This is a genomic window from Salmonella sp. SAL04196 (genome assembly GCF_046550835.1).
Classification (GTDB): domain Bacteria; phylum Pseudomonadota; class Gammaproteobacteria; order Enterobacterales; family Enterobacteriaceae; genus Salmonella; species Salmonella enterica.
Map to the genome: position 1 here is coordinate 82,154 of NZ_JBGDXE010000009.1, position 22,029 is coordinate 104,182.

Annotated in this window: 26 protein-coding genes and 1 tRNA gene; 18 read left to right on the forward strand and 9 right to left on the reverse strand. The window is 53.6% G+C overall.

The window, feature by feature from the left end:
- Positions 1–6: 6 nt before the first annotated feature.
- The 5 genes from lptA to ACLJPE_RS21345 are packed head-to-tail and all read right to left on the reverse strand — an operon-like array spanning position 7 to position 3,666.
- Positions 7–561, reverse strand: coding sequence for a lipopolysaccharide ABC transporter substrate-binding protein LptA (lptA, locus tag ACLJPE_RS21325; protein WP_000669770.1), 555 nt, complete (start codon positions 559–561; stop codon positions 7–9).
- Positions 530–1,105, reverse strand: coding sequence for an LPS export ABC transporter periplasmic protein LptC (gene lptC, locus ACLJPE_RS21330; RefSeq protein WP_000047845.1), 576 nt, complete (start codon positions 1,103–1,105; stop codon positions 530–532). Before lptC ends, lptA begins: the two co-directional genes overlap by 32 nt.
- A complete protein-coding gene (kdsC, locus tag ACLJPE_RS21335; RefSeq protein WP_000030029.1) occupies positions 1,102–1,668 on the reverse strand; it encodes a 3-deoxy-manno-octulosonate-8-phosphatase KdsC in 567 nt (188 codons plus the stop codon). The genes lptC and kdsC overlap by 4 nt, the downstream gene beginning before the upstream one ends.
- 20 nt (positions 1,669–1,688) lie before the next feature.
- Entirely contained in the window at positions 1,689–2,675 is a 987-nt protein-coding gene (gene kdsD / locus ACLJPE_RS21340) for an arabinose-5-phosphate isomerase KdsD (RefSeq protein WP_000018617.1), read from the reverse strand.
- Between the two features lie 13 nt (positions 2,676–2,688).
- Positions 2,689–3,666: a calcium/sodium antiporter gene (locus ACLJPE_RS21345; protein ID WP_000922742.1), complete on the reverse strand. Its 978-nt coding sequence runs from the start codon at positions 3,664–3,666 to the stop codon at positions 2,689–2,691.
- A 212-nt stretch (positions 3,667–3,878) separates the two neighbouring features.
- Here ACLJPE_RS21345 and mlaF point away from each other — a divergent pair, with 212 nt between their 5' ends.
- The 7 genes from mlaF to murA all read left to right on the forward strand — a co-directional run bounded on the left by mlaF (position 3,879) and on the right by murA (position 8,742).
- Positions 3,879–4,691 (forward strand): phospholipid ABC transporter ATP-binding protein MlaF, encoded by an 813-nt coding sequence (gene mlaF, locus ACLJPE_RS21350; RefSeq protein ID WP_000531566.1) that lies wholly within the window; start codon positions 3,879–3,881, stop codon positions 4,689–4,691.
- Positions 4,692–4,698: 7 nt separating this feature from the next.
- Positions 4,699–5,481: a lipid asymmetry maintenance ABC transporter permease subunit MlaE gene (gene mlaE / locus ACLJPE_RS21355; protein WP_000925786.1), complete on the forward strand. Its 783-nt coding sequence runs from the start codon at positions 4,699–4,701 to the stop codon at positions 5,479–5,481.
- Between the two features lie 4 nt (positions 5,482–5,485).
- Positions 5,486–6,037, forward strand: a complete 552-nt coding sequence (gene mlaD / locus ACLJPE_RS21360; protein WP_001193591.1) for an outer membrane lipid asymmetry maintenance protein MlaD — start codon at positions 5,486–5,488, stop codon at positions 6,035–6,037.
- 18 nt (positions 6,038–6,055) lie between these two features.
- Positions 6,056–6,691, forward strand: a complete 636-nt coding sequence (gene mlaC, locus ACLJPE_RS21365; RefSeq protein WP_000476475.1) for a phospholipid-binding protein MlaC — start codon at positions 6,056–6,058, stop codon at positions 6,689–6,691.
- Positions 6,691–6,987: a lipid asymmetry maintenance protein MlaB gene (gene mlaB, locus ACLJPE_RS21370; RefSeq protein WP_000188843.1), complete on the forward strand. Its 297-nt coding sequence runs from the start codon at positions 6,691–6,693 to the stop codon at positions 6,985–6,987. The genes mlaC and mlaB overlap by 1 nt, the downstream gene beginning before the upstream one ends.
- Positions 6,988–7,174: 187 nt before the next feature.
- On the forward strand, positions 7,175–7,429 hold the full coding sequence (gene ibaG, locus ACLJPE_RS21375) for a BolA family iron metabolism protein IbaG (protein WP_001518349.1): 255 nt from the start codon (positions 7,175–7,177) through the stop codon (positions 7,427–7,429).
- A gap of 53 nt (positions 7,430–7,482) precedes the next feature.
- Entirely contained in the window at positions 7,483–8,742 is a 1,260-nt protein-coding gene (murA, locus tag ACLJPE_RS21380) for a UDP-N-acetylglucosamine 1-carboxyvinyltransferase (RefSeq protein WP_000357288.1), read from the forward strand.
- A gap of 57 nt (positions 8,743–8,799) precedes the next feature.
- Here the strand turns inward: murA and sfsB are convergent, their stop codons facing one another.
- Positions 8,800–9,087, reverse strand: a complete 288-nt coding sequence (gene sfsB, locus ACLJPE_RS21385; protein ID WP_000444168.1) for a DNA-binding transcriptional regulator SfsB — start codon at positions 9,085–9,087, stop codon at positions 8,800–8,802.
- Positions 9,088–9,319: 232 nt separating this feature from the next.
- Positions 9,320–10,291, reverse strand: a complete 972-nt coding sequence (ispB, locus tag ACLJPE_RS21390) for an octaprenyl diphosphate synthase (protein ID WP_001047354.1) — start codon at positions 10,289–10,291, stop codon at positions 9,320–9,322.
- A 257-nt stretch (positions 10,292–10,548) separates the two neighbouring features.
- Here ispB and rplU point away from each other — a divergent pair, with 257 nt between their 5' ends.
- The 4 genes from rplU to cgtA all read left to right on the forward strand — a co-directional run bounded on the left by rplU (position 10,549) and on the right by cgtA (position 13,420).
- The gene (rplU, locus tag ACLJPE_RS21395; protein WP_000271398.1) at positions 10,549–10,860 is read left to right on the forward strand and encodes a 50S ribosomal protein L21; all 312 of its coding nucleotides are present in this window, start codon (positions 10,549–10,551) and stop codon (positions 10,858–10,860) included.
- Between the two features lie 19 nt (positions 10,861–10,879).
- The gene (gene rpmA / locus ACLJPE_RS21400; RefSeq protein ID WP_000940593.1) at positions 10,880–11,137 is read left to right on the forward strand and encodes a 50S ribosomal protein L27; all 258 of its coding nucleotides are present in this window, start codon (positions 10,880–10,882) and stop codon (positions 11,135–11,137) included.
- A gap of 129 nt (positions 11,138–11,266) precedes the next feature.
- Positions 11,267–12,232 (forward strand): DMT family transporter, encoded by a 966-nt coding sequence (locus ACLJPE_RS21405; RefSeq protein WP_000813052.1) that lies wholly within the window; start codon positions 11,267–11,269, stop codon positions 12,230–12,232.
- Positions 12,233–12,247: 15 nt separating this feature from the next.
- The gene (cgtA, locus tag ACLJPE_RS21410; RefSeq protein ID WP_000673556.1) at positions 12,248–13,420 is read left to right on the forward strand and encodes an Obg family GTPase CgtA; all 1,173 of its coding nucleotides are present in this window, start codon (positions 12,248–12,250) and stop codon (positions 13,418–13,420) included.
- A gap of 133 nt (positions 13,421–13,553) precedes the next feature.
- On the opposite strand, the gene dacB is transcribed toward cgtA, so the two are convergent.
- Positions 13,554–14,987: a serine-type D-Ala-D-Ala carboxypeptidase gene (gene dacB, locus ACLJPE_RS21415; protein WP_023219999.1), complete on the reverse strand. Its 1,434-nt coding sequence runs from the start codon at positions 14,985–14,987 to the stop codon at positions 13,554–13,556.
- A 247-nt stretch (positions 14,988–15,234) separates the two neighbouring features.
- Here dacB and greA point away from each other — a divergent pair, with 247 nt between their 5' ends.
- Positions 15,235–15,711 (forward strand): transcription elongation factor GreA, encoded by a 477-nt coding sequence (gene greA, locus ACLJPE_RS21420; protein ID WP_001148008.1) that lies wholly within the window; start codon positions 15,235–15,237, stop codon positions 15,709–15,711.
- 155 nt (positions 15,712–15,866) lie between these two features.
- On the opposite strand, the gene yhbY is transcribed toward greA, so the two are convergent.
- Entirely contained in the window at positions 15,867–16,160 is a 294-nt protein-coding gene (yhbY, locus tag ACLJPE_RS21425; protein ID WP_001592995.1) for a ribosome assembly RNA-binding protein YhbY, read from the reverse strand.
- 126 nt (positions 16,161–16,286) lie between these two features.
- Between yhbY and rlmE the strand changes: the two genes are divergently transcribed.
- The 6 genes from rlmE (at position 16,287) to ACLJPE_RS21455 (ending at position 21,881) form a co-directional block, all read left to right on the forward strand.
- Positions 16,287–16,913, forward strand: coding sequence for a 23S rRNA (uridine(2552)-2'-O)-methyltransferase RlmE (rlmE, locus tag ACLJPE_RS21430; protein WP_000145974.1), 627 nt, complete (start codon positions 16,287–16,289; stop codon positions 16,911–16,913).
- Positions 16,914–17,016: 103 nt separating this feature from the next.
- On the forward strand, positions 17,017–18,951 hold the full coding sequence (ftsH, locus tag ACLJPE_RS21435) for an ATP-dependent zinc metalloprotease FtsH (RefSeq protein ID WP_023137153.1): 1,935 nt from the start codon (positions 17,017–17,019) through the stop codon (positions 18,949–18,951).
- A 104-nt stretch (positions 18,952–19,055) separates the two neighbouring features.
- Complete coding sequence (gene folP / locus ACLJPE_RS21440) at positions 19,056–19,904, forward strand: dihydropteroate synthase (protein ID WP_000764711.1); 849 nt, start codon at positions 19,056–19,058, stop codon at positions 19,902–19,904.
- Entirely contained in the window at positions 19,897–21,234 is a 1,338-nt protein-coding gene (gene glmM / locus ACLJPE_RS21445) for a phosphoglucosamine mutase (protein WP_000071169.1), read from the forward strand. The genes folP and glmM overlap by 8 nt, the downstream gene beginning before the upstream one ends.
- Positions 21,235–21,448: 214 nt before the next feature.
- Positions 21,449–21,781: a preprotein translocase subunit SecG gene (gene secG, locus ACLJPE_RS21450; RefSeq protein WP_000272680.1), complete on the forward strand. Its 333-nt coding sequence runs from the start codon at positions 21,449–21,451 to the stop codon at positions 21,779–21,781.
- A gap of 13 nt (positions 21,782–21,794) precedes the next feature.
- Positions 21,795–21,881, forward strand: a tRNA-Leu gene (locus ACLJPE_RS21455).
- Positions 21,882–22,029: the final 148 nt, after the last annotated feature.

Consider the following 22,029-nt stretch of genomic DNA (forward strand, 5'->3'; position numbering starts at 1 on the left):
AACGAATTAGTTACTCTTCTTTTGCGCCGGAGTCTGGCCTTTGTTTTTGTCTTGCAACTGCGACGGCACCAGAACGGTGGTGACGCGTTTGCCTTTCTCGCTGAAGGCCTGCATTTTCTGCTCTTTCACCAGGTAGGTGATTTTGTCGCCGGTAATGTTGCTGTCAAGCTGCTCCAGATAAGCGTTGCCGGTCAGCACCACAAAATCTTTCGCCAGCTCGTAATGCATATGGGAAGCGTGGCCTTTCACCGGCTTACCGTTGTCCTGCATCTGGTAGAAGGTGGCCGGATTGCCGTAACCGTCGATCACCTCTTTCCCCTGTTCGCCGCCAGGGCGGGTAACCACGACTTTATCGGCGTTGATCTTAATCGTGCCCTGGGTCATCACCACGTTGCCCGTAAAGGTCACGACGTTGCCTTGCATATCCAGCGACTGTTGATCCGAGTCAATATGAATAGGCTGTTCGGTATCGCCCGTGACGGCGAAAGCCGGAATGCTGGCGGCCAGCAGCGAGCCGGCAAGCATAAGATTAAGGCTGAGTTTGTTTGTTTTGAATTTCATAAGAGGTTCTAACCTTTTCAATCAGCTCGGCGTTCTTGCTGCGTAAGTTACCGCGCATTTTCAGTCCGCTGGAGTTAAATGTTGTGCCGTATAACGTCACCAGATCGTTCGAGGTAACATCCTGCGTCACCAGATTAATCTGCGCGTTATCGGTGGTAATTCTGCGTAATTGAGCGTCAGGCACTAGGGCGTTGACTTCAACATGGCCATACAGATAGAGCATCCGATCGTTAGTCAATTTGGCTTTATCGGCCTTGATCGACCATGTCGGCACTTTATCCTTATCAAAGGTGGTTAATACCGGTTGCGTAAACCATGAGACCGCCTGATCGGAAAAATATTCAACGTGCTGCGCGATCAGACGATAGCTCAACGCGCCTTCCGGACTGTACACGACGGTATCCGTATGCTCGCTTTTATACGTGGGATCGTTGCTGTTGACCATCACGGCAGCAGGATCGTCTTTATCCGCCAGATTGATACCAATCAGTACCAGAATGGCCAGCGACAGTAGAATGATAACCCAACGTCTGGTTTTACTCATATCGATTGCCCTTTGGCCTCATCCAGCTTGCCCTGCGCCAGCAGCAGCAAATCGCACACCTCACGTACCGCGCCGCGCCCGCCGGCAATGTGCGTCACATAGTCAGCGCGGGGGATCAGCAGCGGATGCGCATCCGCAACGGCAACGCTTAATCCCACTTTTTCCATCACCGGCCAGTCAATCAGATCATCGCCGACATAGGCAACATTTTCCGGCGCAATGGCCAGTTTTTCCAGCAGATCGCTAAAGGCGATCAGCTTATTCGACTGTCCCTGATAAAGATGGACAATCCCCAGCGTGGCGCAGCGATCTTCTACAAGTTTAGCCTTTCGTCCGGTAATAATGGCAACCTCGATATTGGAGGTCAAAGCACAGCGAATACCATAGCCGTCACGAACGTTGAAAGCCTTCAGCTCTTCGCCGTTATTGCCCATATAAATCAGGCCGTCAGACAATACGCCATCCACGTCCAGGATGAGCAGGCGGATATTCTCCGCTTTGGTCATGACATGGGTGCTGACGGGGCCATAACAGGTCGCAAGCGACGCACCTGCTTTACTCATCGTTAATTATCCTTGAGTTTCTACACGACGCCTGCACGCAGGAGATCATGCATATGTAACACACCGAGTAACTGGTCGCCATCAGCAACCAGTACGGAGGTGATATGGCGGGACTGCATTAAATTCAGCGCATCGACAGCGAGAATACCGGGACGCACGCGAATGCCCCCTGGCGTCATCACCTCGGCGATCCCCAACTGGCGCATATCGCCGCCCATATCGAACACGCGACGTAAATCGCCGTCGGTGAAGATACCGTCGATCTTCATGGATTCATCGCAAATGACGGTCATACCGAGATTTTTACGCGTAATTTCTAGCAGCGCATCACGCAGGGTGGCATGTTTATTAACATGCGGGATCTCATCGCCAGTATGCATAATATCGCTTACGCGCAGCAGTAGCTTACGTCCCAGCGCGCCGCCAGGATGCGACAGAGCGAAATCCTCGGCGGTAAAGCCGCGCGCTTTTAACAATGCCACGGCGAGCGCGTCGCCCATCACCAGCGTTGCGGTGGTACTACTGGTAGGCGCCAGTCCTAACGGACACGCTTCTTTGGGCACTTTAACACACAGATGCACATCTGCCGCACGCGCCATGCTGCTTTCCGGTCGCCCGGTAATGCAAATTAACGGTACGTGCAGACGTTTAAGCACCGGTATTAGCGCCGCGATCTCGCTGGATTCGCCGGAGTTGGAGATAGCGATAACCACATCCTGCGGCGTAACCATCCCCAAATCGCCGTGCGCGGCTTCGCCCGGATGTACAAAAAAGGAAGAGGTGCCGGTACTGGCGAACGTGGCGGCCATTTTCCGTCCGATATGACCGGATTTTCCCATCCCCATGACCACCACTTTTCCGGTGCAGTTGAACATTTTTTCACAGGCCAGCGTGAAATGCTGGTTGATATATTGATCAAGCTCCGCCAGGCCTTCACGTTCAATTTCCAGGACTTCTTTGCCTGCCTGCTGAAAGTCAAACCCCGGTTGCAACGCTAAATGCGACATAATCCGTTTCCAGTTATCCAACAAGAAGTGGCGATAGCCAATAGAGCATCGCCAGCCATACGATAAACCCGCCGGTCAGCAGTATACCTGCGCCCCGACCAATCTGACGCGGATGCCGCCAGCAAAGTAAAGCGAAAACCACGCTAACCAGCAACATCACGCTATAATCACGCCCAAACGCCAGCGGGTTGATCTCTCCCGGCGCGATCAGCGCAGGCAGTCCCAGCACGATGGCGAGATTAAAAATATTGGCGCCAATGAGATTACCAACGGCAATATCATTTTCGCCTTTTCGCACGCCGGCAATCGCCGTCGCCAGCTCTGGCAGACTGGTGCCGACGGCGATGACTGTCAGACCGAGCGTTAATTCACTCATGGCGAAATAGTTCGCCAGCACCGTAGCGTTATCGATTACCATGCGCGTCGCCATCGGCATGATGACCAGCGCAATGCCCAGCCATAAGAACGCGACGGGGAGCCCGCCTTCGCGCGGCAGCTCCGCCAGTTGTTCGCGGGTGAGGCTGTCATTCCCCTGGCGTTCGGCCAGACGCGCGATTTTAACAATGAATAACAGCCATAGCACAGCCAGAAGCAGAAGAAAGATACCATCACTGCGGCTTAACTGTCCGTCATGCAGTACGGAACCGGCTACCACGCTAACAAATAACATTAACGGCAATTCGCGACGTAAAACATCGGAATGCACGGTAAATGGACGAACCAGCGCCGCCAGCCCTAAGATCAGCAAAATATTGGTGATGTTAGAACCGAGCGCCGCGCCGACGGCCAAATCGAGCTGACCGTGTAGCGATGCGGCGACCGACACAATAATTTCCGGCAGCGAGGTGCCGATACTCACGACCGTCATCCCGATGATCAGCGGGGGAATACCGAATGTACGGCATAAAATAGAGGCCGCAAACACCAGACGATCGGCGCCGTAGGCCACCAGAAGCAAACCAATTATGAGTAGCGCCATCGCTAAAAGCATCTAAAGTCCTTTCTTCAGGTATACTCGCCGGTCCCCTGGAAGGGATATCTGGAAGCCGTAACGAAGTCCTAATTTTGACTTTATGCGGCTAAAAAGTAAAACGAATGCCAGCTTTCGCTAACCCTGTCAGTTAATATTCTGTAATTATGTCGAACCCATGGTTAAATTCAGCGCCATGGTTACCTCAACAAGGCAATACGAAGGATGAATCAATGGGTCAGTCTGCGGCCAATTTAGTCGATATGCGCGACGTCAGCTTTTCCCGTGGCGAACGCTGCATTTTCGATAATATTTCCCTGACGGTGCCGCGCGGGAAGATCACGGCGATCATGGGGCCGTCGGGCATCGGTAAAACCACGCTGTTGCGCCTGATTGGCGGACAGATCCCGCCGGATAAGGGCGAGATCTTATTTGATGGCGAGAATGTGCCGGCCATGTCCCGTTCGCGGCTCTACACCGTCCGCAAACGTATGAGTATGCTGTTTCAGTCGGGAGCGCTGTTTACCGACATGAACGTGTTTGACAATGTGGCCTATCCGCTACGGGAGCACACCAATTTACCCGCGCCGCTGCTAAAAAGCGTTGTGATGATGAAACTGGAAGCTGTCGGGCTGCGCGGTGCGGCAAAACTGATGCCTTCCGAGCTCTCCGGTGGGATGGCGCGTCGCGCCGCGTTGGCGCGCGCCATCGCTCTGGAACCGGATCTCATCATGTTCGATGAGCCGTTTGTCGGCCAGGACCCGATTACCATGGGCGTTCTGGTGAAGCTGATTTCAGAATTGAACAGCGCGCTGGGCGTGACCTGCGTGGTGGTCTCGCATGATGTGCCAGAGGTGCTCAGTATTGCGGATCACGCCTGGATCATGGCGGACAAAAAAATCGTCGCTCACGGTAGCGCTCAGGCGTTGCAGGAGAATACGGACCCGCGCGTGCGTCAGTTCCTTGACGGTATTGCCGACGGGCCGGTTCCGTTCCGCTATCCGGCGGGCGACTATCACCTTGATTTACTCGAAACAGGGAGTTAAGCCACTCATGCTGTTAAATGCGCTGGCAGCACTCGGACACAGCGGGATCAAAACCGTCAGGACGTTCGGGCGCGCCGGGTTAATGTTATTCAATGCGATTATCGGTAAGCCGGAGTTTCGCAAACATGCGCCGCTGCTGGTGCGCCAGCTTTATAATGTGGGCGTCTTGTCGATGCTTATCATTATTGTCTCCGGCGTATTCATCGGTATGGTGCTGGGGCTGCAAGGCTATCTGGTTCTGACTACTTACAGCGCGGAGACCAGTCTTGGCATGTTAGTGGCGCTTTCGCTGCTGCGCGAGCTGGGGCCGGTGGTCGCGGCGTTGCTGTTTGCCGGGCGGGCCGGGTCGGCGTTGACGGCGGAAATCGGCCTGATGCGGGCGACGGAGCAGCTCTCCAGTATGGAGATGATGGCGGTCGATCCATTGCGCCGGGTGATTTCGCCGCGCTTCTGGGCGGGCGTGATTTCGTTGCCGCTACTGACCATTATCTTTGTGGCGGTCGGTATCTGGGGCGGCTCGCTGGTCGGCGTAAGCTGGAAGGGAATCGACGCCGGGTTCTTCTGGTCCGCGATGCAGAATGCCGTCGACTGGCGTATGGATCTGGTGAACTGTCTGATAAAGAGCGTGGTGTTCGCCATTACGGTAACATGGATTGCGTTATTCAACGGTTATGACGCAATACCGACTTCTGCCGGGATTAGCCGGGCAACGACGCGTACCGTGGTTCACGCATCGTTGGCCGTTCTGGGGCTGGATTTTGTGCTGACCGCACTGATGTTTGGGAATTGAGTTCATGCAAACGAAAAAAAATGAAATTTGGGTAGGCGTTTTTTTGCTGGTAGCGTTGCTGGCGGCGCTGTTTGTTTGCCTGAAGGCGGCAAATGTGACCTCTATGCGCACGGAGCCGACCTATAAGGTTTATGCGACCTTCGATAACATCGGCGGTCTGAAAGTGCGTTCCCCGGTACGCATCGGCGGGGTGGTTGTCGGGCGGGTTGAAGATATCTCGCTTGATCCGAAAACATACCTGCCGCGCGTAACGCTCGACATCGAAGAGCGTTATAACCATATTCCCGATACCAGCTCGTTGAGTATTCGTACTTCCGGGCTGCTGGGGGAGCAATATCTGGCATTAAACGTCGGTTTTGAAGATCCTGAGCTGGGAACGTCTATCCTCAAAGATGGGAGTACGATTCAGGACACCAAGTCTGCAATGGTGCTGGAAGATATGATTGGTCAGTTCCTTTATAACAGCAAAGGCGACGACAATAAGAATTCTGGCGATGCGCCAGCCGCAACGGAAGGCCATACTGAAGCCACAACGCCCGCGGGCGAAACGAAATAATCTCAGGAGAATTGAGGCATGTTTAAACGACTGATGATGGTGGCCCTGCTGGTCATTGCGCCATTAAGCGCAGCAACGGCAGCGGATCAGAGCAATCCTTATAAACTGATGAACGAGGCGGCGCAGAAAACTTTTGATCGCCTGAAAAACGAACAGCCGAAAATTCGTGCCAACCCGGATTACCTGCGCGACGTTGTTGATCAGGAACTTCTGCCGTACGTGCAGGTAAAATATGCCGGCGCGCTGGTGCTGGGCCGCTACTACAAAGAGGCGACCCCGGCGCAGCGTGAAGCCTATTTTGCAGCGTTTCGCGAATACCTGAAACAGGCCTACGGTCAGGCGCTGGCGATGTACCACGGCCAGACTTACCAGATAGCGCCTGAGCAACCGCTGGGCGATGCGACCATTGTGCCTATCCGTGTAACGATTATCGATCCCAACGGTCGTCCGCCGGTACGCCTGGATTTCCAGTGGCGCAAAAACACCCAGACCGGCAACTGGCAGGCGTATGACATGATTGCGGAAGGCGTCAGCATGATCACCACCAAGCAAAATGAGTGGAGCGACCTGCTGCGTACTAAAGGCATCGACGGCCTGACCGCACAACTGAAATCTATCTCTCAACAGAAAATTACTTTGGACGAGAAACAGTAATGACGCCGCAACTCACCTGGACGCGTGAGGCGGACACTCTGGTGCTGGCGGGAGAGCTGGATCAGGACGTGTTGGCGCCGCTATGGGACGCGCGCGTAGAAGCGATGAATGGCGTTACCCGTATCGACCTGAGCCAGATCTCCAGGGTGGATACAGGGGGACTGGCGCTGCTGGCGCACCTTGTGAACCAGGCAAAAAAGCAGGGCAATGCCGTGTCGCTGTCTGGCGTTAACGACAAGGTTTACGCGCTGGCGCAATTATATAACTTGCCCGAAGACGTACTTCCCCGTATGTAATGAATGCCGGATGGTTTATCCGGCCTACACTTCGCATGATCCCCGTAGGCCGGATAAGTTGCGTTAGCAGCACCATCCGGCACTTTTACCGCGCTGATTTATCAGCGTAATCTTTTGCTTATTTAAGACGGCGCGACTTTGCTCTAAGATGTTGGGCTGTTTTCACTATTTGACGAATAAAGAACCCATGGAAAATCATGAAATTCAGAGTGTGCTGATGAATGCCCTCTCCCTCCAGGAAGTCCACGTCTCCGGCGATGGCAGTCACTTTCAGGTTATTGCCGTGGGCGAGATGTTTGACGGCATGAGCCGGGTCAAGAAACAGCAAACGGTCTATGGGCCGCTAATGGAGTACATTGCGGACAACCGTATCCATGCCGTATCGATCAAAGCATATACCCCGGCGGAATGGGCGCGCGATCGTAAACTTAACGGATTTTAAGCTACGGGTAACCTGCCGGTAGCGGAGATGAATGCTTAACTGAGAATACAATAATGGATAAATTTCGTGTACAGGGGCCAACGACGCTCCAGGGCGAAGTCACAATTTCCGGCGCCAAAAACGCCGCGCTGCCGATCCTGTTCGCCGCTCTGCTGGCAGAAGAACCGGTAGAGATCCAAAACGTTCCAAAACTGAAAGACGTGGATACGTCGATGAAGCTCCTGAGCCAATTAGGCGCGAAAGTGGAACGCAATGGATCGGTACACATTGACGCCAGCCAGGTGAACGTGTTCTGCGCGCCTTATGATCTGGTTAAGACCATGCGCGCCTCGATATGGGCGCTGGGGCCGCTGGTTGCCCGTTTTGGTCAGGGACAAGTCTCTCTGCCGGGGGGCTGTACTATCGGCGCGCGTCCGGTTGATCTGCATATTACCGGTCTGGAACAACTGGGTGCGACCATCAAGCTGGAAGAGGGCTACGTAAAGGCCTCCGTCGAAGGACGTCTTAAAGGGGCGCATATCGTGATGGATAAGGTCAGCGTCGGCGCGACCGTCACCATTATGTGCGCCGCTACGCTGGCGGAAGGGACGACCATCATTGAAAACGCCGCGCGCGAGCCGGAAATTGTCGACACCGCTAACTTCCTGGTTACGCTGGGGGCGAAGATCGCCGGGCAGGGCACCGATCGTATTACGATCGAGGGCGTAGAGCGTCTGGGCGGCGGCGTTTATCGTGTGCTGCCGGATCGTATCGAAACGGGGACTTTCCTGGTGGCGGCAGCGATCTCTCGCGGCAAAATCCTCTGCCGTAACGCGCAACCGGACACACTGGACGCGGTACTGGCGAAACTGCGCGATGCTGGCGCGGATATCGAAGTGGGCGAGGACTGGATTAGTCTGGACATGCACGGCAAACGACCGAAGGCGGTCAATGTCCGTACCGCGCCGCACCCGGCATTCCCGACCGATATGCAGGCGCAGTTCACGTTGCTGAACCTGGTGGCGGAAGGGACGGGCTTTATCACTGAAACCGTCTTTGAAAACCGTTTTATGCACGTGCCTGAACTCAGCCGCATGGGCGCGCGTGCGGAAATTGAAAGCAATACCGTCATATGCCATGGCGTAGAAACGCTCTCTGGCGCCCAGGTCATGGCGACAGATCTGCGGGCATCTGCGAGCCTGGTGCTGGCGGGCTGTATTGCGGAAGGCACGACGATTGTGGATCGCATTTATCACATCGATCGCGGTTATGAGCGCATCGAAGACAAACTGCGCGCGCTAGGCGCGAATATTGAACGCGTGAAAGGCGAATAACCTTCTGTACGCTGAATAACCCCCGCGAACGCGATGCGGGGGTTGTTTTACAGGCACTTACTCTACATTCTGTTTGTTTTTATTACGCGCTCTCATAAGCCGCGTTCTGTCGATAAACTCATGCGTGCGCGGATCGTGATAACGCGATGGCCAAATAACCCAGGGTTCCGTTCCCAATGCTTTCGCGATAATCAACTCTCCTTTCGGCCACGGGCGCGTTAATGCATTGGCCAGCGTGGATGAACTCAATCCATTCCGACGTGACTCAGCGGCCATTGAAGTCCCTTTTTTACGTAGTCCGGCAATGATATCGGCCGGATGCCAGTCAATAAGCTTGCTTTCCATACATCCATCACTCCTTAGGTTAATCACTTACGGTTTTAACAACCCGACGACGTTCGATACTATAACGCTTCGTGAAAGAATGTTCTAAAAAGTTCATGTAAGTGGCGGCAATATTCAGAATATGCCAGGGGAAGCCCTATATGGCTATATGAAAAGACAGGGAACAAAGTATCTGGAGTTTATTGGAACTTAATGGGATATCCCGCGTAGTACGCGGGATAAGAGAACGGCATTAACGATCGCGCTGCACCGCGATGTGTGCGAGACCGATTAGCGCCTCACGCCAGGGAGTATCCGGCAATATCTGCAACGCGGATATCGCTTTGTCGGCTTCTTCTTCAGCTCGCTGACGCGTCCATTCCAGCGAGCCGCAGGTGGTCATCGCTTCCAGAACCGGTTCCAGAAGATGACGGCCATTACCTTGTTCAATAGCGGTACGGATCATCGCTGACTGTTCTGGCGTACCGTGGCGCATGGCGTGAAGCAACGGTAAGGTGGGTTTGCCCTCATTGAGGTCATCACCCACATTTTTACCGAGATGCTCGCCGTCGGCGCTGTAATCCAGCAGATCGTCAATGAGCTGGAAAGCCGTACCAAGGTAGCGGCCATAGTCCTGCAACCCTTTCTCTTGCTCAGGCGTACAACCGGCAAGAATACCGGAGCACTGGGCGGCGGCTTCGAACAGACGGGCCGTTTTACTGTAAATCACCCGCATGTAATTTTCTTCGGTAATGTCCGGGTCATTCACGTTCATCAATTGCAGCACTTCGCCTTCTGCAATCACGTTGACCGCTTCCGACATCACTTCCAGCACTTTTAACGAGCCGAGGCTGGTCATCATCTGGAAGGCGCGGGTATAGATAAAGTCGCCGACCAACACGCTGGCAGCATTACCGAAGGCGGCATTTGCCGTCGCTTTGCCGCGACGCATATCGGATTCATCCACCACATCATCATGTAGCAGCGTCGCCGTGTGGATAAACTCGATCAGAGCGGCGATAGTCACGTGCGCGTTACCCTGATAACCCACCGCGCGTGCGGCAAGAACGGCAATCATCGGACGAATGCGTTTTCCGCCGCCGCTAATAATGTAATATCCTAGCTGATTAATCAGTTGAACGTCGGAATTAAGCTGTTCAAGGATTGTCGCATTGACACCCGCCATATCTTGCGCGGTTAACTCGTTGATTTTTTCTAAATTCATCGCAAAAGCCGGGCTTATCGCCCCGATTATCCCATGTCTGAATGAGGTAACGTAGGGTTTATGGTTAGAAATATACCCTGATTGTACTGAAAAAACGCCGCAGATAAACGTTACCGTATGCGTTGTGTTTTTTTTCTTCATGTATTGATGGTAGCACTTGTCAAAGCCGTGCAATTTGCGTAATATTCGCGCCCTATTGTGAATATTTATAGCGCGCTCTGAATCATTGAAAGGTGTGCGCGGAAGCGGAGTTTTTTATGTACGCGGTTTTCCAAAGTGGTGGTAAACAACACCGAGTAAGCGAAGGTCAGACCGTTCGCCTGGAAAAGCTGGACATCGCAACTGGCGAAACTATCGAGTTCGCTGAAGTTCTGATGGTCGCAAACGGTGAAGAAGTCAAAATCGGCGTTCCTTTCGTTGATGGCGGCGTAATCAAAGCTGAAGTTGTTGCCCACGGTCGTGGCGAGAAAGTTAAAATCGTTAAGTTTCGTCGCCGTAAACACTACCGTAAGCAGCAGGGCCATCGTCAGTGGTTCACTGATGTGAAAATTACCGGCATCAGCGCTTAAGATTAGGGGAGCAGATTAAATGGCACATAAAAAGGCTGGCGGCTCGACTCGTAACGGTCGCGATTCTGAAGCTAAACGTCTGGGCGTAAAACGCTTTGGCGGTGAAGCAGTTCTGGCAGGCAGCATCATCGTTCGTCAACGTGGTACTAAATTCCACGCTGGCACCAATGTTGGTTGCGGTCGTGACCACACTCTGTTTGCTAAAGCAGACGGTAAAGTGAAATTCGAAGTTAAAGGCCCGAAAAACCGTAAATACATCAGCATCGTTGCTGAGTAAGTTTTTTGTGGTCCGGTAACGGATGAAAGCCCCGCACCTGTTGCGGGGCTTTTTACATTCGATGGCCGACTAAAATATACCCGTGTGGCTGTGCGAATGCCGTTAACGGGTCTTTGCAGGGAACACGGCATGAAGCAGCAGGCAGGCATTGGCATTCTTTTAGCGCTCACTACCGCGATGTGCTGGGGAGCGTTGCCAATAGCAATGAAGCAAGTGCTGGAGGTGATGGAGCCTTCAACCATTGTCTTCTACCGCTTCTTAATGGCCAGTATTGGCCTCGGGGCGATACTGGCAGTAAAAAGAAAGCTGCCGCCGCTGCGTATTTTTCGTAAGCCGCGCTGGTTGGTGTTATTGGCGATAGCGACCTGCGGACTGTTCGGTAATTTCATTTTGTTCAGTTCTTCCCTGCAATATTTAAGCCCAACCGCGTCGCAGGTTATCGGCCAGCTTTCGCCGGTTGGCATGATGGTCGCCAGCGTCTTTATTCTGAAAGAAAAGATGCGCGGTACGCAGGTGATTGGCGCGCTGATGTTATTGAGCGGGCTGGTGATGTTTTTTAACACCAGTCTGATCGAGATTTTTACCCGACTGACCGACTACACCTGGGGCGTTATTTTTGGCGTAGGCGCGGCGATGGTGTGGGTGAGCTATGGCGTGGCGCAAAAAGTATTATTGCGACGTCTGGCCTCGCAGCAGATCCTGTTTTTACTGTACACTTTATGTACGATAGCGCTCTTGCCGCTGGCAAAACCGATGGTGATAGCGCAACTGAGCGACTGGCAGCTCGCCTGTTTGATTTTCTGCGGGCTAAATACGCTGGTAGGATATGGCGCCCTGGCGGAAGCGATGGCGCGTTGGCAGGCGGCGCAGGTGAGCGCGATAATCACGCTTACACCGCTATTTACCCTGCTGTTTTCAGATCTTTTATCTATGGCCTGGCCCGATTTCTTCGCCAGACCGATGTTAAACCTTTTAGGTTATCTCGGTGCGTTTGTCGTGGTTGCGGGCGCGATGTATTCCGCCATTGGTCATCGTATTTGGGGCGGTTTACGCAAGCATGAAACGGTGGTTTCGCAACCCCGCTCAGGCGAATGATTTACGGAGAATAAAATGAAGTTTGTTGATGAAGCATCGATTCTGGTCGTTGCAGGCGATGGCGGTAATGGCTGTGTGAGCTTCCGCCGCGAAAAATATATCCCGAAAGGCGGCCCGGACGGCGGTGATGGCGGCGACGGCGGCGACGTCTGGATGGAAGCCGATGAAAACCTGAATACGCTGATCGATTACCGCTTTGAAAAATCGTTCCGCGCTGAACGTGGTCAGAATGGCGCGAGCCGCGACTGTACCGGTAAACGCGGTAAAGACGTGACCATCAAAGTGCCGGTCGGTACGCGCGTTATCGACCAAGGAACCGGTGAAACGATGGGCGACATGACCAAACACGGTCAGCGTCTGTTGGTCGCGAAGGGCGGCTGGCATGGGTTAGGCAATACCCGTTTTAAATCCTCGGTTAACCGTACGCCGCGCCAGAAAACCAATGGTACGCCGGGCGATAAGCGCGACCTGCTGCTGGAACTGATGCTGCTGGCGGATGTCGGGATGCTGGGGATGCCAAACGCCGGTAAATCAACGTTCATTCGCGCGGTATCGGCAGCAAAACCGAAAGTCGCGGACTATCCGTTTACCACGCTGGTGCCGAGCCTGGGCGTGGTACGTATGGACAGCGAAAAGAGTTTTGTGGTGGCCGACATTCCGGGGTTGATCGAAGGCGCGGCGGAAGGCGCGGGCCTGGGGATTCGCTTCCTGAAGCACCTCGAACGTTGCCGCGTACTGCTGCACCTCATTGATATCGATCCGATCGACGGTTCCGATCCGGTGGAAAACGCCCGTATCATTATTGGCGAACTGGAAAAATACAGCCAGGATCTGGCGGCTAAACCGCGCTGGTTAGTGTTCAACAAGATCGATCTGATGGATAAAACCGAAGCGGAAGAGAAAGCGAAAGCGATCGCCGAAGCGTTGGGCTGGGAAGGGAAATACTATCTGATTTCCGCCGCCAGTCAGCTGGGGGTGAAAGATCTCTGCTGGGATGTGATGACCTTTATCATCGAGAATCCGATCGCGCAGGCTGAAGAAGCAAAACAGCCGGAAAAAGTCGAGTTCATGTGGGACGATTATCATCGCCAGCAGTTGGCTGAAGTGGAAGAAGACGCAGACGATGACTGGGATGACGACTGGGATGAAGACGACGAAGAAGGCGTCGAGTTCATCTACAAACGTTAATCTCGTAGCCGGATGGCGCTAACGCTTATCCGGCCTACAAAAGCCAACGGGCCGCATTTGCGGCCCGTTTTATTATTATGTTCTTTGTAGGCCGGATAAGACGCGTTAGCGCCGCCATCCGGCAATAATGCACTCAGTTATTCTGATAAATATCCTTATACAACCGACTCTCGAAGCGTACCAGCGGGATTCGGCGATTACGCTGATCGGCAGGTGGAACCGCGTAGCCGGACAAATACTGTACAAATGCCATCCGTTGCCCGCTTGCGGTGGTAATAAAGCCCGCCAGGTTGTACACGCCCTGCAGTGACCCGGTTTTCGCCGAAACCTTACCGTCTACGCCCGCCTGATGCAGGCCGGCGCGGTATTGCAATGAACCATCATAGCCCGCCAGCGGCAGCATAGAGATAAAGTTCAGCTCGTTATCGTGTTGGGCGATATATTGCAGCACCTGCATCATCGTGGCGGGAGCGATCAGGTTATGGCGAGAAAGACCGGAACCGTCGGCAATAATGGTATTGCCGATATCAATTCCCGCCTGTTGGCGTAGGATCTGGCGAACGGCATCCGATCCCGCCCGCCAGGTGCCAGGCACGTTAAACCTGACATGACCAATCATCCGAAAAACAGTATCGGCGATCATGTTGTCTGACTTTTTCAGCATAATCTTAAGCAGATCGTGCAGTGGCGCCGACTGTTTACTGGCGACGATCGTTCCGGGCTCGTTAACCTGCGTCTGGCGCAGCAGCGTGCCGCGGTAAGTTATCCCGGCCTCTTTCAGTTCCTGCTTGAGGATCGCGCCCGCGTAGCTGGCGCCGTCCTGAATAGCAAAGGCCAGCGGCAGCGGGTCGGCGCGCTGTGGTAAACAGCCGGTAAGCGTATAACGGTTCAAATCGCCAGGCACCACATCCAGCTCGCAATACTGCGCGTCTGCCGAACCGCGCGGCAGAGTCCGTACCTGGCTGAACATCGTTACCGGATAATAAGAGGCCACGCGAATAAAGGCTAAATCGTTTGGTTTTTGCGCGCTATAAAGCGACACAGAAAAACAGTTGCGGTCAACAATGGCGGCGGCGGGAGGCGCGCTGAAACACTGCGTCAGGTCGTTCCACGGCCAGCCTGGCGCTTTATCGTGGCTAGCGAAAATCGACGTGTCGATAAGCACATTGCCGTCGATTTGCGTGACGCCTGACTTTTTCAGCGTCGCGACCATATTGCGAATATCCTGACGTCTTAGCGTTGGATCGCCACCGAATCGCGCAATTAAGTCACCTTTCAGGATGCCGTTATCGACGTTGCCTTTAGTCTCCAGCGTGGTCGTAAAACGGAAATCCGGGCCGAGTTGAATCAGCGCCGCCAGCGCGGTAATCACCTTTTGGGTACTGGCGGGAAGCGCCATCTGCTGACTATGATAATCAATAGTCGGCGCGGGCGCGCCAATCTTTTGTACCATCAGCGCGAGGTTGGCGCCGGCCGGAAGCTGTTTGATGTATTCGTCAATATTCGCGGCCTGAACGCTGAACGCTATACTGGTGGTCAATCCGATGATAAATCTGGAAAATCGCATAATCTCGCGCTAACACCCTGGAAACAAGCCGTCATACTACGGCGCAACGCCCTAAAAAGTAAACGATGACCCATAGGGAACTCCAGGGTAAAATGGTTATCAAAGAGGAAATTGTAGCTGACCTGGGACTGCGCGCCCGGGTTGGTGTTTTTTTGCTTCTGACCCTGGTATGGCATATGCCGGGGCTGGCTTAGCAGCCGGGGTAGAGTTCATTGCCCCCTACAGGAATGTTCAAGAGGTATAACAAATGCAAGCTATTCCGATGACCTTACGCGGAGCCGAAAAACTGCGCGAAGAGCTGGATTTTCTGAAATCTGTGCGCCGTCCTGAAATCATCGCCGCTATCGCCGAAGCGCGCGAACATGGCGATTTAAAAGAAAACGCGGAGTATCATGCTGCACGCGAACAGCAGGGTTTCTGCGAAGGGCGCATTAAAGATATCGAAGCAAAACTGTCGAATGCGCAGGTGATTGACGTCACCAAAATGCCGAACAATGGTCGCGTGATTTTCGGCGCTACCGTCACGGTGCTGAACCTGGACACCGACGAAGAGCAGACCTATCGTATTGTTGGCGATGATGAGGCGGATTTTAAGCAAAATCTCATTTCGGTAAACTCGCCAATCGCTCGCGGTCTGATCGGCAAAGAGCAGGATGACGTCGTGGTGATCAAAACGCCTGGCGGCGATGTGGAATACGAAGTGCTTAAAGTGGAATACCTTTAAGCAGTACCCAATACGCAAATTGTTGGTGTATTGTAAAGAAAGGAAAAAGGCCGCATAGCGGCCTTTTATCAACGGAGAGAGCGTGGCATTTTGCTCTCCTGCTCGTGGAAAACCCCTCGTTTTACACAGATTTTGTGTTCGACTTTAGGATATCCTTAACGCGGCAGCGAGATTTTACGCTCTTTAGTTGGGCGATACAGCACCAGCGTTTTACCGATGACCTGTACGTTACAGGCGCCGGTTTCGCGCACGATAGCGTCCACGATCAAGGTTTTTGTTTCGCGATCTTCCGAGGCGATTTTCACCTTGATAAGTTCATGGTGCTCTAACGCTTGTTCAATCTCGGCCAGTACCCCTTCGGTCAAACCATTATTGCCAAGCATAACAACAGGCTTGAGCGGATGTGCCAGACCTTTTAGGTGCTGTTTTTGTTTAGTACTCAGATTCATCGTATATTTTTGCTTACGTTGGGATTGAAAACGGGTCATTCTACCGCCATCTCCCTTATATCGCCAAATAGGCGTGTAGAAATTTACGCCATTGGCTACGATGAACTGCCCCGACGGGAAAGTTAAATGACAGGTAAAAAGCGTTCTGCCAGCTCAAGCCGCTGGCTTCAGGAACACTTTAGCGATAAATATGTTCAACAGGCGCAGAAAAAGGGGCTACGCTCCCGTGCCTGGTTTAAACTTGATGAAATACAGCAAAGTGACAAACTTTTTAAGCCGGGAATGACGGTAGTCGATCTCGGCGCTGCGCCAGGAGGCTGGTCACAGTATGTGGTCACGCAGATTGGCGGCAAAGGCCGCATCATCGCTTGTGATCTTTTACCTATGGATCCTATCGTTGGTGTGGACTTTCTTCAGGGCGATTTTCGTGATGAACTTGTCATGAAAGCGTTACTGGAACGCGTGGGTGACAGTAAAGTACAAGTTGTCATGTCGGATATGGCACCAAACATGAGCGGAACACCGGCGGTGGATATCCCCCGCGCCATGTATCTGGTGGAGCTGGCGTTAGAGATGTGCCGCGATGTGCTGGCGCCAGGCGGAAGTTTTGTAGTGAAGGTGTTCCAGGGCGAAGGTTTCGATGAGTATCTAAGGGAAATTCGCTCCCTGTTTACGAAGGTTAAAGTTCGTAAGCCGGACTCTTCGCGTGCGCGTTCGCGTGAAGTGTACATTGTAGCGACCGGGCGAAAGTGATAACCGGCAGATTTCAGACGTAAGGTTTGAAAGAAACTGGATATAGAGTATCCTGACGCTGTTTTTAACACAGTTGTAATAAGAGGTTAATCCCTTGAGTGACATGGCGAAAAACCTAATACTCTGGCTGGTCATTGCCGTTGTGCTGATGTCAGTATTCCAGAGCTTTGGGCCCAGCGAGTCTAATGGCCGTAAGGTGGATTACTCTACCTTCCTGCAAGAGGTCAATCAGGACCAGGTTCGCGAAGCGCGTATCAACGGACGTGAGATCAACGTTACCAAGAAAGATAGTAACCGTTACACGACTTACATTCCGATTAATGATCCGAAGCTGCTTGATAACCTGCTGACTAAAAACGTCAAGGTTGTTGGCGAACCACCTGAAGAGCCAAGCCTGCTGGCTTCTATCTTCATTTCCTGGTTCCCGATGCTGTTGCTGATCGGCGTCTGGATCTTCTTCATGCGTCAGATGCAGGGCGGCGGTGGCAAAGGCGCCATGTCGTTCGGTAAGAGCAAGGCGCGTATGCTGACGGAAGATCAGATCAAAACCACGTTTGCTGACGTCGCGGGCTGTGACGAAGCGAAAGAAGAAGTGGCGGAACTGGTTGAATACCTGCGTGAACCGAGCCGTTTCCAGAAGCTGGGCGGTAAAATTCCGAAAGGCGTCCTGATGGTCGGCCCGCCGGGTACCGGTAAAACCCTGCTGGCAAAAGCCATTGCGGGTGAAGCGAAGGTGCCATTCTTTACGATTTCCGGTTCTGACTTTGTGGAAATGTTCGTCGGTGTCGGCGCGTCTCGTGTGCGTGACATGTTCGAACAGGCCAAAAAAGCGGCGCCGTGCATTATCTTCATCGATGAAATCGACGCCGTAGGCCGCCAGCGTGGCGCAGGTCTTGGCGGTGGTCACGATGAACGTGAGCAGACGTTGAACCAGATGCTGGTTGAGATGGACGGCTTCGAAGGTAACGAAGGTATCATCGTTATCGCCGCAACTAACCGTCCGGACGTCCTTGACCCGGCGCTGCTGCGTCCTGGTCGTTTCGACCGTCAGGTGGTGGTAGGCCTGCCGGACGTTCGCGGTCGTGAGCAGATTCTGAAGGTGCATATGCGTCGCGTACCGTTAGCGACGGATATTGATGCGGCGATCATTGCGCGCGGTACGCCGGGCTTCTCCGGTGCGGACCTGGCGAACCTGGTCAACGAAGCGGCGCTGTTTGCGGCTCGTGGTAACAAGCGCGTTGTGTCGATGGTTGAGTTCGAGAAAGCGAAAGACAAAATCATGATGGGTGCCGAACGTCGCTCCATGGTGATGACGGAAGCGCAGAAAGAGTCGACCGCGTACCACGAAGCGGGCCACGCGATTATCGGTCGCCTGGTGCCGGAACACGATCCAGTGCACAAAGTGACGATTATCCCGCGCGGTCGTGCGCTGGGCGTGACCTTCTTCCTGCCTGAAGGCGACGCAATCAGCGCTAGCCGTCAGAAGCTGGAAAGCCAGATCTCCACCCTGTACGGCGGTCGTCTGGCGGAAGAGATCATCTACGGCGTTGAGCATGTTTCTACCGGGGCGTCGAACGACATTAAAGTCGCGACTAACCTGGCGCGTAACATGGTGACTCAGTGGGGCTTCTCCGACAAACTCGGTCCGCTGCTGTATGCGGAAGAAGAGGGCGAAGTGTTCCTCGGCCGTAGCGTCGCAAAAGCGAAACATATGTCTGATGAAACTGCGCGTATCATCGACCAGGAAGTGAAAGCGCTGATTGAACGTAACTACAATCGCGCTCGTCAGATCCTGACTGACAATATGGATATTCTGCACGCGATGAAAGATGCGCTGATGAAATATGAAACCATCGATGCGCCGCAGATTGATGACCTGATGGCGCGTCGTGAAGTGCGTCCGCCTGCGGGCTGGGAAGATCCAAACGGCACCAATAACTCTGACAGCAATGGTACGCCTCAGGCGCCGCGTCCGGTTGATGAACCACGCACGCCGAACCCGGGCAACACGATGTCAGAGCAGCTGGGCGACAAATAAGCGTTTGTTGTACAACATTATGTTTAGCGCTCACCGAAACCCTGGGGCTTGCCCCGGGGTTTTTCTTTTTTTAACTCACCACAAATAAAACAGGGATTTTGACCATGAAACTCTTCGCTCAGGGCGCCACGCTCGATCTCACTCATCCGCATGTTATGGGTATCCTGAACGTAACGCCGGATTCGTTCTCCGACGGCGGCGCGCATAACACGCTGATTGAGGCGGTGAAACATGCGAATTTAATGGTGAATGCCGGGGCGACAATTATTGATGTGGGGGGGGAATCAACGCGACCAGGCGCGGCGGAAGTGAGCGTGGAAGAAGAGCTGGATCGCGTTATTCCGGTACTGGAAGCAATCGCGCAACGTTTTGAAGTGTGGATTTCTGTGGATACCTCTAAACCCGAGGTGATCCGTGAAGCGGCAAGGGCGGGCGCGCATATTATCAATGATGTCCGTTCGCTCTCCGAACCCGGCGCGTTGGAAGCGGCAGCGGAAACCGGCTTGCCGGTCAGTCTTATGCACATGCAGGGCAACCCCAAAACCATGCAGGAGGCGCCGAAATATGACGATGTCTTTGCCGAGGTGAATCGCTACTTTATTGAGCAAATAGCACGTTGTGAGAAGGCCGGCATCGCAAAAGAGAAATTGTTGCTCGACCCCGGATTCGGTTTCGGTAAAAATCTCTCTCACAATTATACCTTACTGGCGCGACTGGGTGAGTTTCATCATTTTAACCTGCCGCTGCTGGTGGGAATGTCACGTAAAACGATGGTTGGTCAGTTACTTAACGTGGGACCATCAGACCGTCTGAACGGCAGCCTTGCGTGCGCGGTAATTGCCGCGATGCAGGGCGCGCAGATCATTCGCGTCCATGACGTCAAAGAAACCGTAGAGGCGATGCGGGTGGTGGAAGCCACTCTGTCTGCAAAGGGAAACAAACGCTATGAGTAATCGTAAATATTTCGGTACCGATGGGATTCGCGGACGTGTAGGCAATGCCCCCATTACACCTGATTTCGTGCTTAAACTGGGTTGGGCTGCCGGAAAAGTGCTGGCGCGTCATGGCTCGCGTAAAATCATTATCGGTAAAGATACGCGTATTTCCGGCTATATGCTGGAGTCCGCGCTGGAGGCGGGCCTTGCCGCTGCGGGGCTGTCGGCCTCGTTTACCGGACCTATGCCAACGCCAGCCGTCGCCTATCTGACGCGGACTTTCCGCGCGGAGGCGGGTATCGTTATCTCGGCTTCGCATAACCCGTTCTATGATAACGGCATTAAATTCTTCTCTATCGACGGTACGAAACTGCCTGACGATGTGGAAGAAGCCATCGAAGCCGAAATGGAAAAAGAGATCACCTGCGTAGACTCCGCCGAGCTGGGGAAAGCGAGCCGCATCGTCGACGCCGCCGGACGCTATATTGAGTTCTGTAAAGGCACCTTCCCGAACGAACTGAGCCTCAACGGTCTGAAAGTGGTTGTGGATTGCGCCAACGGCGCTACCTACCATATCGCACCGAATGTGCTGCGCGAGCTGGGCGCGACCGTTATCGCCATCGGCTGTGAGCCAAACGGCGTCAACATTAACGAAGAAGTGGGCGCGACCGACGTGCGCGCGTTGCAGGCGCGCGTGTTAGCGGAGAAGGCGGACCTCGGCATTGCGCTTGACGGCGACGGCGACCGGGTCATCATGGTTGACCATGAAGGCAATAAAGTCGATGGCGATCAGATTATGTATATCATCGCGCGCGAAGGGCTGCGCCAGGGGCAACTGCGCGGCGGCGCGGTGGGGACGCTGATGAGCAATATGGGGCTGGAGCTGGCGCTCAAGCAGCTTGGCATTCCGTTTGCCCGGGCGAAAGTGGGCGACCGCTACGTGCTGGAAAAATTGCAGGAAAAAGGTTGGCGCATCGGCGCGGAAAACTCTGGTCACGTTATTCTGCTGGATAAAACGACCACTGGCGACGGTATTGTGGCGGGGCTACAAGTTCTGGCGGCGATGGTGCGTAATCATATGAGTCTGCACGATCTGTGCAGCGGTATGAAAATGTTCCCGCAGATTCTGGTTAACGTGCGTTACACCGCCGGTAGCGGCGATCCGTTGGAAAATGAAGCGGTGAAAGCGGTAACGGCGGACGTAGAAGCCACACTCGGCAATCGTGGGCGGGTACTGCTACGTAAATCCGGTACCGAACCGCTGATTCGCGTGATGGTGGAAGGCGAGGATGAAGCGCAGGTTACGGCATTCGCCCATCGTATCGCGGATGCGGTAAAAGCCGTTTAAGTGACTAAAAAGGCGGCGGTTGCCGCCTTACCGCCCGCAAAAAACAACGCTTTTGCTGTTTTTTTCCGCAGTTGATACAATGCGCTTAAATTGCCCTTGCGAAGGTCATTCGCTTTGGTTAGTATTCACACCCGCTTCAGTGGGAAACAGTAAAAATCCCGCTTTATTGGTAGAAGCATTGGTACGCGGCAACTCCGCAAGGAACAGGTTGATTATGTACGAAGCTCTTTTAGTTGTTTTCCTTATTGTGGCAATTGGCCTTGTAGGTCTGATCATGCTGCAGCAAGGTAAAGGCGCTGATATGGGAGCCTCCTTCGGAGCAGGCGCTTCCGCTACGCTATTTGGTTCAAGTGGTTCTGGTAACTTCATGACCCGAATGACGGCGGTATTGGCGACGCTGTTCTTCATCATCAGTCTGGTGTTGGGTAATATCAATAGCAATAAAACCAATAAAGGAAGCGAGTGGGAAAATCTGAGCGCGCCGGCGAAGACCGAGCAGACTCAACCTGCTGCACCGGCCCAGCCGACCAGCGATATCCCGCGCTAATAGCAGTATCCGTGCCGAGGTGGTGGAATTGGTAGACACGCTACCTTGAGGTGGTAGTGCCCAATAGGGCTTACGGGTTCAAGTCCCGTCCTCGGTACCAATATTCCGAAAGAAAGACGCTGAAAAGCGTCTTTTTTTGTCTATGGAAAACCCCCAGCTAGGCTGGGGGGGCCGGAAAGCTTTCAGCTTTAAGCCAGTTATTAAAACCCCTTTTGATTTGTTAAAACATCTTGCGGTCTGGCAACTGC